This is a genomic window from Aliivibrio thorii, assembly GCF_057368585.1.
This window is the reverse complement of the sequence record NZ_CM170655.1, coordinates 1156121-1171785: the sequence shown is the minus strand read 5'-3', so window position 1 is coordinate 1171785 and position 15665 is coordinate 1156121. Positions and strand designations below refer to the sequence as shown.

Sequence of the window (15665 nt, the reverse complement as noted above, 5' to 3'; positions counted from 1 at the left end):
TAATAATTAAACAAATTGAAAAGTTTAGACTAAAAATGAAAAGTCAAAATTTGAATTAATCGATGTTATTGATTACTTGATAGGATTTGGATTGTAAATGAATTTAGGTAGAAGCCCAAAGAGCTTTCGCCCTCTAAACTTAACCCTGCACCTACACCAGTAGCTACGACACCTGCACAAACCGCACTCACCCCATTTAATAATGAAGCCATTAAAAATCTTACGTTTTGCATCACTTTTTCCATAAAGCCACCTCTCATTTTCATTGTTGTTACGTTCAATAAACTAACTAAGTAGTTGCTAGATCGTAACAATAACCGACACACGCTTACCGTTTAAAAACTCACTCGGACTCAGAAAATTTAATGCCTTTCTAGGCCTCGAATTAATCAAAAACTCTGCCTGTTTAATCTCTTTTGCTGCAAGTTCTCCAATGGCCATTCCCTTTGGGAAAAAACGTCTTAGTAAACCATTGGTATTCTCATTCAAACCTCGCTGCCAGGAATGGTAAGGTTTAGCAAAATAAATGTCACAGTTCAGATGCTTAGCTATCTTAGCATGACCCGCAAACTCTCCGCCATTATCAAATGTGATTGTTTTGCAAAGCCCTTTAAAGGGCTTCATCATGCGATTTATTCCACGAGTAACGGCTTTTTTGGACTTACTGCGTACTTTACAGGTAACTAATAGCTTAGATACTCGCTCTACCATCGTGACTAAATACCCATCTTGGCCATAAACTGTATCACCTTCCCAGTGGCCAACTTCTGATTTATCGTCAACAATTGTAGGCCGTTGAGAGATATCAACACGGTTAGGGATTAATCTTGCTCCTGCTTCTACACCTTTACGTAGTTTGTATTTTTTACCTTTTCGAGCAAGCATTCTTTGCCAATGCTCTCTTTTAACTACATTGTAAATCGTACTGCAACATATTGTATTTTCTATTTTTTCTTTACGAATCCGTCCAGATATCTGCTCTGGACTCCAACCAAGTTGCAGGTATGTTTGAATAATTTTCTTATTCTTTTGGTTACATTTTGTATGCTTAATTGAAAGTGTTCTTTTTTGAAAAGCATGTCTATGCGCTTGCTTGGCAGAATAACTTCCAGCAGGACAGCGTCGTAATTCCCTTGAAATGGAACCATTGCTCCGTTTTAATTTTTGTCCTATTTCCCGAGCAGAAATACAGTGTGTATTCCAAGCTTCAATCTGGTATCTTTCACTTAGTGTCAGTTGCTTATATTGGTGTCCCATGGGATTACCTTAGTTGATTGTGTGAGAGCTTGAAGCTTATAGGCAACTGACTCTCTAATCTATACCAAAGTGTGTCGGTTATTCTTGGGATCTAGGGTTACATAAAATAATCATCAATGTGAGAACGGTTATTACGCCCAATGTGTCGAGCTGAAGAATCGAACTCCAGACTTCTGCCTAAATCCACTTACGCTATACGATATCCTAAATTAAAAGTTATCGCAATAGCAGCTAACGCCTGCATAACACGTTTACTACTATGCAATTATACTTAATATTGAAGCCTTAAAACGAGAAACACCCGGCAAACTGAGATTGCCGAGTGTAGTAAATCGTTTTGATGCATTTGTTATGTAGAATTTAATGCCATTTAACATCAACATGGTGCTCTAATTTTTTTACTTGTACCCAAAAATCTAAAAATAATTGCTGATCAAATATAAACGATTTTTCATACTTAAGGCGCTGGCCAGAAAAATTCAAATAAGTAGAATTTTCAATATCTGTAAGTATTTTAACTATATCGTGTTCAAGCATGTAGTAATACGGTTTAATTCTTTCTAGCTGGGATTCAATTGGTAATGTCGTATCAAGAATTAATTGATCAATATTAGTTTCAGCTTTTATATCATATTGCATGTAATAGGACCTAAAGCCTTTCAAAGGTACATTCAGCAAATCGACATCTAGCAATTTTGTTAATTCTTCACGAGATAATTTATTTACATCAGGCATCGGTCGGCAAGATGTATTTGGATACAAAACAGAATTATGAATAGCTACGTTTACCTTTGATATTATTCGCTCTAATTGAGGGTTTACGATATTCATTATTTTCTTCTTTTCAGCTCGATCCTTAAGAGTTACGGTCAAAAAAAAGAAAATATAACTCGAAAAGATAGATAAAACAAAGCCACTCAATGCTTCACCTACCGTACTTGAACCGACAAAAAAGCCAGCACCGAAACAAACAAGAACCAAAGCAATAAATGCCACACCAACAGGGTAATCAATATTCTTCATGCTAACCTTATAAATTCTACATAACGCCTGCATAACACGTTTGCTACGATACAGACTTAGCTGAATTTTACTGCCTTAATCACTGAAACTAAAGGCAAACCGACAACGCCGAGTGTAGCAAATCGTGTTGATGCGATTGTTAAATGAACTCTTACTGCAAACCACGGTCATTGAGAACAAATTGGCGTAACTCGCGCTCTTCCCTCATGACGTAAAGAATATATACAATATCATCGTTGGTTACTTTGTAAAAAATACGGCATGGCGGCAATACAATTTCACGATAATCTAAATAAGGAAGCTCAGGAACACTACGGCCTGATAATGGAAAATCCTCTAAACGCTCAACACGATGGAAAACTGATTGAACTAACGCCTTAGCCGCTAAGATATTATTAATAGCGATATATTCTGCAATTTCGTCCAAATCTAATAATGCTGATTCAGTCCAATTAATTACAGCCATTTATTCATCTTCTCTTTTGCGACTTCATGAGAAACTACACGATTATCTGAAATTGCTTTTTCACCGCGAGCAATACCTTCAAGAATAGCAATTCGTTTTTGCATAAACTCGTAATCATCAACATCTAACAAATAGGCAGACGGTTGACCGTGCTCTGTAATTAACACTGGTTCTTTTGAAGCATGAAGCTCAGAAAGAATCTTGGTTGCTTGACGTTTTAATGTAGTGACTAATTCAACTTTCATATTCAGTTTCCATTATCGAAAGAACAAAGTATCACTATTGTATCACTTAATTATCCATTGAGACAGTTCATTTAACGCCTGCATAACACGTTTACTACTATGCAATTATACTTAATATTAACGCCTTAAAACGAGAAACACCCGGCAAACTGAGATTGCCGAGTGTAGTAAATCGTGTTGATGCGATTGTTATGGCGATATCACTTAACTAAATTATTGGGGAATACTTTAGATTTAACTTCTGAAGAAAACTCCGTTGCTACATTCAAAATAGTTTGACTCAAGTATGTATATTGTTTAGAAAATGGAGGCCAATAATCACCAAAACCTAATACATCATTTATAACCAAAACCTGACCATCACAATCAGTGCCTGCGCCAATACCTATAGTTGGTATATGTAAATCATCAGTTATAGATTTAGCAAGTGTAGATGGAATGTGCTCAAGAACTATCATAAAAGCACCAGCGTCTTGAATTGCTTTAGCATCAGTAGTAACTACTTTGGCTTCATCAGCAGTCTGACCTACTTTTTTGAAATTCTTTGCGGTTTGAGGAGTCAAGCCAGTATGCCCAATAACTGGTATTTCATTTGCTACTAAATGAGAGATGATATCTAACTTTGCACCTTCCAACTTAATACTATCCGCACCTGCTAATATTAATCTTTTAGCATTAATCAGAGCAATTTCTGGTGTTTTATCTGTCAGGTATGGAAGGTCACCAATGATATGTGTGTGAGGAGCACCACGACGAACCGCACCTACATGGTATTCCATATGTTCAATGGTCACTTCTCTAGTGCTAGAGAAACCCATCTCTACCATACCAACAGTATCTCCAACGAGAATTATAGGAATACCAGCAGCTTCAATACTTTTAGCTACGGGAAACGTATATGCCGTTAACATCGGGATCAATTCTTTCCCTTTCATTTCAATGAAAGAATTTGGACTTATTTTCATAAATTTACTCTTATATATCAATTGATAACCTATCGAGTATTATATATCACTTTTTTATTTTTCTAACATTAATCTACTTATAAAAAATAAGACATTCTTAATCTACGCCATAACGCCTGCATAACACGTTTGCTACGATACAGACTTAGCTGAATTTTACTGCCTTAATCACTGAAACTAAAGGCAAACCGACAACGCCGAATGTAGCAAATCGTGTTGATGCATTTGTTATATGCTACAGACTTAGTTAGCTTGATTTAACTGCAATAAGTCCCATTTTGTACCGTATAAGTCTTTAAATACAACAACTGTGCCGTATTCTTCGATACGCGGCTCTTCAGTAAATTCTACACCTTGAGCTTTCATAGACTCATAGTCACGCCAGAAGTCATTGGTTTGAAGAAATAAGAAAACACGACCGCCAGCTTGATTGCCAACTGATTTTAATTGGTCATCATTACTTGCTTGAGCCAATAGTAAATTTGTACCCGTTGAATTAGGTGGAGATATTTGAATCCAACGCTTACCACCGCCTAAATCAGTATCTTCGACAAGTTTAAATTGTAGTTTTTTGGTATAAAATTCAATTGCATCATCGTAGTTTTCAACAACTAAGGCGATATTACCAATTCTTTGTTCGATGGGCTTATTCATTTGTGGCTCACTACAGTTCAAAAGTAGAATTCTACCCTATTTAGCTCATAAACTCATTTTTGCATATAACGCCTGCATAACACGTTTGCTACCATGCAGATTAAGCTCAAATTTACCACTTAATACGGTAAACCGAAAGAAATCTAGAATGCCGAATGTAGCAAATCGTGTTGATGCGATTGTTAAACGTTACACAGCGCGTTGAAGTGCCAATAAATCACAACCCATAATTGCATTAAGGTTTGCTGTGATTTTTTCAGGTGACCAATTCCACCATTCCAATCGTAATAATTCATCGATAACTGATTGTTCAAAGCGTTGTTTAATGTGGACTGCTGGATTACCGCCACAAACACTGTAAGGAGCAACATCTTTTGTTACTACAGATTTAGACGCAATGATTGCACCGTGACCAATTTTAACACCCGGCATTATTGTCGCGTCATAACCAATCCAAACGTCATTACCAATTTCAGTATCACCCTTAAATGGTAAATCACCTTCTTTTGGCATCCCTTTTTCCCAGCCATTACCAAAGATATAAAATGGATAAGAAGAAAAACCTGAAGTTTTATGGTTTGCGCCATTCATGATGAATTTGACATCCTTTGCGATAGCACAAAATTTTCCAATTATCAGTTTATCCCCAACGAAAGGAAAATGATAAAGGACGTTACTTTCAAAATTTTCAGGTCCGTCAGGATCATCGTAATAAGTGTAATCACCAACGATAATATTTTCATTGGTAATGAAGTTTTTCAAATAACCAACTTGAGGGTAACCCGTCATTGGTTCTTTATTATTAGGATTTGGTCCAAACAAAATGTATCTCCTTATCTAGTGACGTTTAACGCCTGCATAACACGTTTGCTACTATACAAACCAAGCTGAATTTTAACGCCTTAATCACTGAAACTAAAGGCAAACTGACAACGCCGAATGTAGCAAATCGTGTTGATGCGATTGTTATAGCTGCTTAACCCCAACATGTAAAGTTAAGACAAGGATCTAGCCCAAATAGTTAATATTGTGAAATTCAGTCAAATTACCTAAATATTCAGTAAAAATGGTTACTATTTTTCAGGTACCATTTAGCTAATAATAAATTAGGATTAATAAAGAATGGCTGAGCACAAACCTGAATACCCATTTCCTCATAAACGTTCAATGTTTTGGGAAAGCCCCTCAACCAATATAACTTATGATGAAGCGGTTGCTCAATATGAAGCTCAACCTGCTGCCGATAAAAAAATGCAACGTAACCCTGTCGTGTCCGAAAGAGGGTTAATTCATCAAAAGCAAATGACTGAACGAAAAGCTCAAAACGAAGCCGCAATGAAAAGCTTTCAAGAATCACAAAAAGCTAAAGCTTACGATTTTCCTTTAGTCACCAAAGAATCTAAAGCTGTGCAAGCATTAGATAATTCTTGGGACTTGGAATGTTCACTAGAAGATGAATTAAACAATAATCATCAAAATGTCGTTATTTTTGATTTAGTGGACACGCATAAATTATTAAATAATTTTTGGGTTGATGCAGGAAAGAATACGGCAGCCTTAGCTGCAAGTATCAATTCCGCAAATGGTTGGTTTCAACATACCACTCCAATTTTTGATGCGAAAAATCTAGTTAAGCAATTTGGTGATATAAACATCAAAGCTGACATAGTAGAAAGCAAAGGAAAGCAATTTATTGCTTTTTCAGGTAAAAAGAACGGTAAAGAAATTATGCACGCACTAGTGAATGGTACGCGTATTAATATGAACGGCAAAAAGTACCCAATTAACAGTCCAAAAGTACAACAAGTCGGCTTAAGCCCAAAAGCAAGAGCAAATGGATTCAAAGGTGCTGGAGTTTTAACTTTTGTAGTCTCAGCAAGTATTGCGACAACCAATTTAGTGTTTAAAGATGATTATCATTTAGTTGATTGGTTTGGTAATGTAGGTTCAGATATGTTCAAAGCCTTATTACAATTTGGGGCAGGTGAAGCGGCTCTATTTATTATTCTCTTATTTGGTGGCGCAATCTGGGTTGGATTAGTTGCTGTCGCCCTAACCTATCTAACAATAGAAATTCTTTGGGGAGAATATAAAGTTTCAGATAGCATTGTTCAGGAGTTAAAAAATGTCGTTGAAAGTTAAACTAAGATTATTAGGTATTCCATTTATTCTTTTCATGTGTTTTATATGGTGGATTCCTACACTCTTTGTTTGGAGTGATTATCAAGCATTACTCCATCACCAAAATGAAGTGAGGTTGTCTTTGATTACTTTATGGGTACCAATTGGGGGGCTTGGAGCTTTAATTATAATATTGATCCAGTTTCCCGTTGCCATGTTTTATGGAAAAAAAATCAATGATGTTTTTTCTCAAAAAACAATACAACTTTCGAATAAAATCTGTATTGGCTCTGCAATATTAGGTATCTTTTTCGCGATAGGTTTCAGTTTCTATAGTTTGAATTTATTAAATAAATATGGATATGAATATAATTCAAAATTAACCAAAATCACTCCAACTGGAATCCATTTGATTTATTTGAAAAAAATCTAAAAAGAAGCGGAGCTATACCACATAGTTTCGCTTCAACTTTTATTAAAAAAGAAAGCTATAACGCCTGCATAACACGTTTACTACCAAGCAATTATACTTAGAATTGACGCCTTAAAACGAGAAACACCCGACAACCTGAGATGCCGAGTGTAGTAAATCGTGTTGATGCATTTGTTATAAGCGATTTTATGATTCGTTCAAAGCAACAAGACCTGCTGCTAATAAACTTGCTATAGCAACATTTTGATACGGGTTTTCTTCAGCGGGAGTAAGCATACTTGCTAAAGCAGTAGCTCCACCGATCGCTTTTAAATAGTTATTATCACTTTTTAATGCAATACCAGCACCTAATGCAATCAGCATATATTGTTGTATTTGCGTACTTTCAATATCTAAACCATGACACAATCGTGCAAAATGCTCACAATTTGATTTAATCAGGTTATAAGGCATTCCAATATAGCGTTCCGCCTGTATAGCTGCTTTTTCCGGCTCTTCACTTGTAATTTCATTACAAACGATAATTGTTTTTCCTTCACTAAAATCATCATAGTTTTCTTTGATTACTTTTAAATGAGTTTTAGAATTATGAATAACGTTACCAATTCCATCGGCAATGCCATAATGAAAAAATGATCCGAAATCTAATTTTAATACTGTCCCTGCTGTATACATTACTATTTCCTTATTTTGATTAATTTACTGAGCTTATAACGCCTGCATAACACGTTTGCTACGATACAGACTTAGCTGAATTTTACTGCCTTAATCACTGAAACTAAAGGCAAACCGACAACGCCGAGTGTAGCAAATCGTGTTGATGCGATTGTTAAATGAACTCTTACTGCAAACCACGGTCATTGAGAACAAATTGGCGTAACTCGCGCTCTTCCCTCATGACGTAAAGAATATATACAATATCATCGTTGGTTACTTTGTAAAAAATACGGCATGGCGGCAATACAATTTCACGATAATCTAAATGAGGAAGCTCAGGAACACTACGGCCTGATAATGGAAAATCCTCTAAACGCTCAACACGATGGAAAACTGATTGAACTAACGCCTTAGCCGCTAAGATATTATTAATAGCGATATATTCTGCAATTTCGTCCAAATCTAATAATGCTGATTCAGTCCAATTAATTACAGCCATTTATTCATCTTCTCTTTTGCGACTTCATGAGAAACTACACGATTATCTGAAATTGCTTTTTCACCGCGAGCAATACCTTCAAGAATAGCAATTCGTTTTTGCATAAACTCGTAATCATCAACATCTAACAAATAGGCAGACGGTTGACCGTGCTCTGTAATTAACACTGGTTCTTTTGAAGCATGAAGCTCAGAAAGAATCTTGGTTGCTTGACGTTTTAATGTAGTGACTAATTCAACTTTCATATTCAGTTTCCATTATCGAAAGAACAAAGTATCACTATTGTATCACTATTGTATCACTATTGTATCACTATTGTATCACTATTGTATCACTATTGTATCACTATTGTATCACTATTGTATCACTATTGTATCACTATTGTATCACTATTGTATCACTATTGTATCACTATTGTATCACTATTGTATCACTATTGTATCACTATTGTATCACTATTGTATCACTATTGTATCACTATTGTATCACTATTGTATCACTATTGTATCACTATTGTATCACTATTGTATCACTATTGTATCACTATTGTATCACTATTGTATCACTATTGTATCACTATTGTATCACTATTGTATCACTATTGTATCACTATTGTATCACTATTGTATCACTTAATTATCCATTGAGACAGTTCATTTAACGCCTAGAATAATGCGTGCAAACGACGGATTAATAGCGCTAAATATACTTTAAACCGCGAATGCCGAAGGTTACAGCATCGCATTGATTCGATTGTTAGATATGCCGATTGTGATGTGGTTGCAGCAGCTGTTAAATTTTCCGAGCAAGCCTGCGCCGATGTCTTTGTAATTTCTATATACTAAAACAAGAAAAATCACACTTTTCACAATCTAAAAAAACATCCCATTTCAAACATATAAACCAACTAGCACACGATAACTGGAACCGCTTGCAGCAGCAAGCTTTCTACACGAAATAGAATAATCCTTATCACATTTTCGATGAAAAAATAAATTCACCGTTTATCACTCTGAATCGAGCCAATACCGTAACCTTGCCTCCACATTCATCACAACATGGTACTTGCCCTTTGCTTTCCGCGTATTCTCGCCATAATAAAGGACTAATGTCCTTTATCCGCTCTTGGCCAAGATACTGTCGAGCTGTATTCAGTCTCTCTCTACATCGATTATGATACAAACCAACAAAGTGATATTGCTGTTTTTTCGGTATCGCTATATGACTCAATATACGCTCAATAAATTGATTAGACTTTAGCCTAAGCATTTCTGTTTTCTTTGTTTGATGAGACTTATACCTAACTCGCACTTCCTTGTTTGATACATGCATAATTTGACTGTTTTTTATGGCTCCGCCACGAACATACCTCGCTAAATATTTAACGACTCCAGCACCATGGGAGTACGGTTTGGTACAATGAACTACCCAATCAAAAACGCCCCATTTATTAAAAAGGTTAAGTACATTTTGCTTAGAAAGTGATTCAGGGTAATTTAACTCTCCTTTATTCATTGCTGCGCGTAGCGCTGCAATGAACTTACCGCGAAACAGCTTCATCATCACTCTTGCAGGAAACAGAATACTTTTCTTTGGCTCAACCCAACCATCATTACCTAATCCTCCATGGGTAACTAAACAATGAATATGAGGGTGAAACGTTAAATTTCGAGCCCAGGTATGTAGGGCTAAAACACACCCAACCTTAGCACCTAGAAATCGCTCATCCGCGCTTAATATCTGAATAGTTTTACGAACAGAATCGAACAGTGTTTGCTGGCATAACGCTCTGTTATATTTCCATATTTCATGCAACTCATGCGGAAGAGTAAATACCCAATGATGATGAGAAGTATCTAAAATAAACGAATCTACTTTTTTAAGCCATTGCTCTCTTTTGAGAGCACCACACTGTGGGCAACTTCGATGCCCACAGCTATTGTACCAATAGCCATTGAGGTGCCCATTATCACAATACAGCGCATGACCTCCCATCGACGAAGTTCGACAAGATGAAAGCCGACTGATCCCCTTAAGTTGATATAAAGGGAGTCGATGGTTCTTCGAATATGATTCAAACCTTTTTTGCAAAAAGGTTTGAACTGTATGTTTACTCATACAGTAAACATAGTAAATCTAACCAGAAAGGAGATGTTTAAGAGGGAGAATTACGAGGCAGCGCACTCTTCGAGCTTGCTCGGCAGATTTAACGCCGCAATAACACGTGCGAACGATTTACTTACCAAGCCAATTACACTCTAAACCGCGAATGCCGAGTGTAATAGCATCGTGTTGATTGCTTTGTTAAACGTACATCTAACGGCTAGTGCGATACTTAACCAATGACGGACTTTCACAATCGATTGTTTCAATGTAGATATTACGTTCCTTCCACATGACTTCAATATCATAAAGACAAAACGAATATTTAGTTGGATCTACAACCCAAACCCCATTAACTTGAACTGATACTGAGGTAAATAGTTCATTATCATTACCCCACCAAGCTAAAACCAAATACTTACAACTTGCACCATTATGAAAAATAACGAACGCTGCAGTTTGATCCCATTCAAGAGTTATTTCAGATTTAACCTCTGTTAGTCGTTGATGAAAAGCGACCATATTAATTGGTTCTTCATTTGCTGAAATGGTATAAATCTTAACTCCATCCGCATCTAGCCAACCTTGCTCACCTTCCAGTTTTCGTAATTTATACATTGTACCTCCTTGTACGATTAACGCCTGCATAACACGTTTGCTACCATGCAGATTAAGCCTAAATTTACCACTTAATACGGTAAACTCAAAGAAACCTAGAACGCCGAATGTAGTAAATCGTGTTGATGCATTTGTTATCTGCCATTTTCACATGCATTATTTCACAATGAATGCGTTTATTATTAAAAAAGATATAATCGCCTACAAAATAACCTTGACGATTTACAAGTTCAAGTCTAATATAAAACGTAAATAAGGAGCCCAAAATGACAACATCAACTTTAGTCCATGAAGCAACTGATAAATACAAAATCAACTTCAGCCAGAAAGATAAGCTCACTCAAGCTCTATCTGCTCGTTTGATTAATTTAATGAATGAAGTTTTGTCTGGCGTATCAACAAATGAAGAAGTTGTACAACTACTTGCTATGACTGATACAGAATGCCTTACAGAAGTAACGTTAAAACTATCTCAAACAAGAGCTAGAGTTACTCAAAGGGAATTAGAAAAATTACAACGAAAATTAGAAGTTAAAGAGCGTTTTTACGCAGATCTACGAAATGAAGGAGGACTCTATAAAGCAAATGAAGTTAGCAAAATTTTAGGGGTATCAAGACAAACAGTAAATAACCAAAGAGAAAAGTCTAAACTATTGGCTATTCCTCAAGGCGGTGACTATGTTTATCCTTCGTTTCAATTTACCGATAGTGGCAAGGTCCCATATTTTGAAGAGTTGTTAAACGAAATGAAAGCGCTGTCTTATGTATCTCAAACTTCATTTTTTATAGATGAAATTGAGATTGAAACCAACCAATATAGAAAACCTATTGATATGTTAAAACAAGGTTTATCACAAAATCACTATAAGCAATTACGAACTCAGGCGGTTTTGATGGGTAAACACATTGCAAAATAAAGCACCGCCTATCACGGTGCTTTTGTTAATTAGTCGAAGTAAATATCAACATTGAAAATCTCAGATAAAATATCCACAATCTCCATATTGTTGTATTTCCAATAACTTGGTAGATGCGTTTTTTCAACATAATCAGCTAATGGATTCATACTGACCGTTTGAAATAAATCATCTTGTGTTCGTGACGGTGATTCCCACAATGCTAAACATTTATCAATGTCACTATGACGAGAGGTATAAGCCAAACCATCAATACCGTAACTTGAGTTTTCTGAAAAAAATTGAGTAATTGCTTGACACAGCTCATAGTTCAAACCTGTCATTTCATCCAACGGAATACCAATCTTTGCAATAAAAGCACTAACATCCAATACTGTAATTACTAATTTTGTAGAACTTACAGTAAGCTCTTTAGCTAAAATATCACTATGACCAAAACGAATTTTCTTCATCGGAACACTACGATTACGACAAAACGTTTCTCCAATAGCATCTAATTCCGCCAAGCTAAAATAACCTACTTTTAACTTATAAAGTGGGTCATTATAACGACCTAAATCTCCACTTGGTGCGTGCATAAAGTACGCCTTTAGTTTTCCTTTAGGCTGAACACGATATAAGAAAGTGTTTAGAGCATATGTTCTTGTTGGTAGTTTATTGCTTTTTGCTAATTTACGTAATTCGGCGATTAGCATCGCCCCATTCAATGTTGCCATAAATAAGTAACCCTTTTTGTGTATTTATATATTTTCTCATAAGCTTTCCTTTTAGTTTGCTTATGTATTAAAACCCATTCTCTATTTGAAAATGGACGTAATTTCCACATTTGTGGAAATTGCATATTATCACAAAAAAATTACTTTCCAAACAATACGTTACAATCACAGGTCACTTAATTACTTAAATTATAAAGGATGCTACTTATTTATACTTAATGTTAATTGTGACATTAACCAAAGGCAGATAACGCCTGCATAACACGTTTACTACTATGCAATTATACTTAAAATTGACGCCTTAAAATGAGAAACACCCGACAACCTGAGATGCCGAGTGTAGTAAATCGTGTTGATGCATTTGTTATAAGTACATCACACCGCAAAACCAAAGTGACTACCATCTGACATTTCAACATCAAGACGTAGCTTGCCACCCGTTGCTTCAATATATTTTTTTAATGATGACAATTTAATATCTTGCCCTACTTTTTCCATACCAGAAATAGTCGGTTGTTTTACACCCATAGCTAGAGCCAATTCATTCTGAGTTAAAGAAGCTCTTTCACGTAACTCTGCTAAATGAATGTTTAATAACATTTCTGTTGCCAACTCTTGAGCTTGAGCAACAACTTCTGGCTTTTCATTCGCCATTATTTCTTGAAGTGTACGTGCCATATTATTACCCTCTATTATTCAAATGAGCTTGAAATTCTTGATCTGCTATTGGGATCATCTGTTTGTAAAAACGTTTTTCATTACCGCCTTTGTTACCAGCACATAATAAAATACCTTTACGCTCAGGATCGAAAGCAAAAAATGCTCTCAATGGATCACCGTTACTTTGAACACGAAGCTCTTTCATATTTGTAAACTTCGAGCCATAAACAGTATCAGCGTAAGGTCTAGAAAGATGCGGACCTTTATTTTGAAGTAACAACATACCTGCGATCACATTTGCACGTTCTGAATCGTTTAGTGAATCAAACCATTCATCAAATGTATCCGTAGTAATAACTTCCCACATAATAATCCCCTACAACCTTAATATAGGCTACATATTATATAGGATCAAACCTATAATCAAGTATTGATGCAAATTTGTACTTATAACGCCTGCATAACACGTTTGCTACGATACAGGCTTAGCTGAATTTTACTGCCTTAATCACTGAAACTAAAGGTAAACTGACAATGCCGAGTGTAGCAAATCGTGTTGATGCATTTGTTATGTATATTAATTACCCATACTGATTCTTTTAATCTGCTCTCTCATTCTTTGTGAAGAGCCTGCACAATAATCACTTAATTCATTAAAATCTGTGTCATATGCAGGAAGATTCTTAGCAAGTTGAACCGTTTCTGGAAGGATATTCCAAGAGTCATCTACACGTTTGAAAGTAATAACATTTTTTCTATCATCGGTTTCGATAAGTTTAAATTCAGCTACAATTTCCATTTTTCCGGCTTTCAACTGTTTTAGGTAAAATCGGCGATCAAGAAAAAAGGAACTTAAACTCGGTTCCGGACTTTCCATCGAGATATGCCATGTAAGAGGAAGAGTATCACAAACTCTTTTACTTAAAATCTCGCCATTAACACCACCATATTGATCAACGCTTAAACTCATAGTTACACGTGGCTGATTAAAATCTAACCCTAACTCTCCACCATCCAGCAAATATTCAGTGTTATTTGACCAATTCCCTGAAAGTAGTTCTGAGTCATATAGATATACCTTTTTAAAATCATTATATGAGTTAGGAATATTCGTAATATTGTCTAAAAAACCACTAAAGTTAGTAAGAAAACCTAAAACAAACACACCAATATACTTCAATGTTGAGACTATTTTTTTATTCATTAATTATCCAAAAAACTTAAGAATATACATAACGCCTGCATAACACGTTTGCTACGATACAGACATAGCTGAATTTTACTACCTTAATCACTGAAACTAAAGGCAAACTGACAACGCCGAGTGTAGCAAATCGTGTTGATGCATTTGTTAAATGGCTAATTATAAATATCCCTCAGCTTCCTATGCTCATTATTACTTAAAGGTATATATTGAAGACTAAGATCTATTTGATGATTGATATTATAAAGCTTTGGTAAACCACCATTTTCATTAGCAACATTCACATCGATGACCTCCTCTGAGCGCTTAACTAATTCATTAATCAGATAATCTAAATGACGAATTAATTGGTCTGAGAGACTAAACATTGCTTCTGTTAGTTGTATATAATCGGTGAAATCAATATAAGAAACTTCATTTTTAAGCTTTTCATTTTTAAATTCAAATGAAAATTTGGGGTCTTTTGCTCTACACATAGCTATTTTTATATGTTTATCATAAATTTTATTTCTTTGTTTTAGTACGGATACAAATCCAAAAAAGTTATATTCAGCTGCGGAAAGATTACCGACGTTAAAGCAATCATAGTTTTCAACTTCAATATCATCATTTGAAAAGTCAGATGACAAAGCCTTATTGACAAAAACAATTTTAGCGAAATCAATTCGAGAAAAACTACTATCTACCATTATTTTTGAATGCGAAAAAATACGGTCTGAAGTATTAATCCTCATAGATGGTTCAATTTCTCGTCGAATTCTTTGAGTAAACTGAAGCCATTCTTGTAAAATTGTTAATAGCTCATAATACGAAAAGTACTGTTCCCTTTTCTGATTTTTAATAGCTATTTTATTCATATTGTCAAATGCAAGAAGAGCTGTAATACAAGCAATAAATACCCCGCCCCAAATCACCATCCAACCTCGTGAAAAATGCGGATGTAAATCAAACGTAACAGAATATCCACCGACCAAAAAAATTAACCATACAAAAAAACACAATCCAGCATTTTTAACTAAGAAATTATCGCTCATAAAATAAAAAACCTAATATTATTATCTTTATATATTACCACTAAAAAAATAATTACCTTAGCCATTTAACGCCTGCATAACACGTTTACTACT

21 protein-coding genes are annotated in these 15665 nt (G+C 35.3%); 3 read left to right on the top strand and 18 right to left on the bottom strand.

The annotated features are described in order from the left end of the window. Positions 1-65 precede the first annotated feature (65 nt). From AC2IP4_RS19385 to AC2IP4_RS19350, 8 genes are all read right to left on the bottom strand, one after another. Entirely contained in the window at positions 66-245 is a 180-nt protein-coding gene (locus tag AC2IP4_RS19385; RefSeq protein WP_486310903.1) for a hypothetical protein, read from the bottom strand. A gap of 55 nt (positions 246-300) precedes the next feature. Next, positions 301-1257, bottom strand: coding sequence for an IS30 family transposase (locus tag AC2IP4_RS19380; RefSeq protein ID WP_486310608.1), 957 nt, complete (start codon positions 1255-1257; stop codon positions 301-303). Between the two features lie 360 nt (positions 1258-1617). Then, on the bottom strand, positions 1618-2280 hold the full coding sequence (locus tag AC2IP4_RS19375) for a hypothetical protein (RefSeq protein WP_486310902.1): 663 nt from the start codon (positions 2278-2280) through the stop codon (positions 1618-1620). Between the two features lie 151 nt (positions 2281-2431). Next, positions 2432-2746, bottom strand: coding sequence for a type II toxin-antitoxin system RelE/ParE family toxin (locus AC2IP4_RS19370; RefSeq protein WP_486310901.1), 315 nt, complete (start codon positions 2744-2746; stop codon positions 2432-2434). Then, positions 2737-2991 (bottom strand): type II toxin-antitoxin system Phd/YefM family antitoxin, encoded by a 255-nt coding sequence (locus AC2IP4_RS19365; protein ID WP_012551865.1) that lies wholly within the window; start codon positions 2989-2991, stop codon positions 2737-2739. The genes AC2IP4_RS19370 and AC2IP4_RS19365 overlap by 10 nt, the downstream gene beginning before the upstream one ends. 200 nt (positions 2992-3191) lie before the next feature. Further along, positions 3192-3956 carry a 3-methyl-2-oxobutanoate hydroxymethyltransferase gene (panB, locus tag AC2IP4_RS19360; RefSeq protein ID WP_486307437.1) on the bottom strand — a complete coding sequence of 255 codons (765 nt, stop codon included), beginning with the start codon at positions 3954-3956 and terminating at the stop codon, positions 3192-3194. A 243-nt stretch (positions 3957-4199) separates the two neighbouring features. Further along, positions 4200-4610, bottom strand: a complete 411-nt coding sequence (locus tag AC2IP4_RS19355; protein WP_486307436.1) for a VOC family protein — start codon at positions 4608-4610, stop codon at positions 4200-4202. Between the two features lie 189 nt (positions 4611-4799). Then, positions 4800-5435, bottom strand: a complete 636-nt coding sequence (locus AC2IP4_RS19350; protein WP_486311209.1) for a Vat family streptogramin A O-acetyltransferase — start codon at positions 5433-5435, stop codon at positions 4800-4802. Positions 5436-5732: 297 nt separating this feature from the next. Between AC2IP4_RS19350 and AC2IP4_RS19345 the strand changes: the two genes are divergently transcribed. Both AC2IP4_RS19345 and AC2IP4_RS19340 read left to right on the top strand, forming a co-directional pair. Further along, complete coding sequence (locus AC2IP4_RS19345; RefSeq protein ID WP_486310900.1) at positions 5733-6752, top strand: hypothetical protein; 1020 nt, start codon at positions 5733-5735, stop codon at positions 6750-6752. After that, the gene (locus AC2IP4_RS19340) at positions 6736-7164 is read left to right on the top strand and encodes a hypothetical protein (RefSeq protein WP_486310899.1); all 429 of its coding nucleotides are present in this window, start codon (positions 6736-6738) and stop codon (positions 7162-7164) included. Before AC2IP4_RS19345 ends, AC2IP4_RS19340 begins: the two co-directional genes overlap by 17 nt. Positions 7165-7350: 186 nt before the next feature. On the opposite strand, the gene AC2IP4_RS19335 is transcribed toward AC2IP4_RS19340, so the two are convergent. The 5 genes from AC2IP4_RS19335 to AC2IP4_RS19315 all read right to left on the bottom strand — a co-directional run bounded on the left by AC2IP4_RS19335 (position 7351) and on the right by AC2IP4_RS19315 (position 11041). Next, complete coding sequence (locus AC2IP4_RS19335) at positions 7351-7839, bottom strand: lecithin retinol acyltransferase family protein (RefSeq protein ID WP_486310898.1); 489 nt, start codon at positions 7837-7839, stop codon at positions 7351-7353. Positions 7840-8005: 166 nt separating this feature from the next. Then, positions 8006-8320, bottom strand: a complete 315-nt coding sequence (locus tag AC2IP4_RS19330; protein ID WP_011263487.1) for a type II toxin-antitoxin system RelE/ParE family toxin — start codon at positions 8318-8320, stop codon at positions 8006-8008. Continuing rightward, positions 8311-8565 (bottom strand): type II toxin-antitoxin system Phd/YefM family antitoxin, encoded by a 255-nt coding sequence (locus AC2IP4_RS19325; RefSeq protein WP_012551865.1) that lies wholly within the window; start codon positions 8563-8565, stop codon positions 8311-8313. The genes AC2IP4_RS19330 and AC2IP4_RS19325 overlap by 10 nt, the downstream gene beginning before the upstream one ends. 727 nt (positions 8566-9292) lie before the next feature. Beyond that, positions 9293-10438, bottom strand: coding sequence for an IS91 family transposase (locus tag AC2IP4_RS19320; RefSeq protein WP_486310897.1), 1146 nt, complete (start codon positions 10436-10438; stop codon positions 9293-9295). Between the two features lie 198 nt (positions 10439-10636). Then, positions 10637-11041, bottom strand: a complete 405-nt coding sequence (locus AC2IP4_RS19315) for a hypothetical protein (RefSeq protein ID WP_486310896.1) — start codon at positions 11039-11041, stop codon at positions 10637-10639. 266 nt (positions 11042-11307) lie between these two features. Between AC2IP4_RS19315 and AC2IP4_RS19310 the strand changes: the two genes are divergently transcribed. Continuing rightward, complete coding sequence (locus AC2IP4_RS19310; RefSeq protein WP_130066533.1) at positions 11308-11958, top strand: helix-turn-helix domain-containing protein; 651 nt, start codon at positions 11308-11310, stop codon at positions 11956-11958. 29 nt (positions 11959-11987) lie between these two features. Here AC2IP4_RS19310 and AC2IP4_RS19305 read toward each other — a convergent pair whose 3' ends face one another. The 5 genes from AC2IP4_RS19305 to AC2IP4_RS19285 form a co-directional block, all read right to left on the bottom strand. Beyond that, positions 11988-12674 carry an RES family NAD+ phosphorylase gene (locus AC2IP4_RS19305; RefSeq protein ID WP_130066534.1) on the bottom strand — a complete coding sequence of 229 codons (687 nt, stop codon included), beginning with the start codon at positions 12672-12674 and terminating at the stop codon, positions 11988-11990. Between the two features lie 375 nt (positions 12675-13049). Continuing rightward, entirely contained in the window at positions 13050-13352 is a 303-nt protein-coding gene (locus AC2IP4_RS19300; protein ID WP_045104648.1) for a helix-turn-helix domain-containing protein, read from the bottom strand. Positions 13353-13356: 4 nt separating this feature from the next. Then, on the bottom strand, positions 13357-13701 hold the full coding sequence (locus AC2IP4_RS19295; RefSeq protein ID WP_017020975.1) for a type II toxin-antitoxin system RelE/ParE family toxin: 345 nt from the start codon (positions 13699-13701) through the stop codon (positions 13357-13359). Positions 13702-13911: 210 nt separating this feature from the next. Then, positions 13912-14538, bottom strand: coding sequence for a hypothetical protein (locus tag AC2IP4_RS19290; protein ID WP_486310895.1), 627 nt, complete (start codon positions 14536-14538; stop codon positions 13912-13914). Between the two features lie 155 nt (positions 14539-14693). Next, positions 14694-15572: a hypothetical protein gene (locus AC2IP4_RS19285; protein WP_486310894.1), complete on the bottom strand. Its 879-nt coding sequence runs from the start codon at positions 15570-15572 to the stop codon at positions 14694-14696. Positions 15573-15665: the final 93 nt, after the last annotated feature.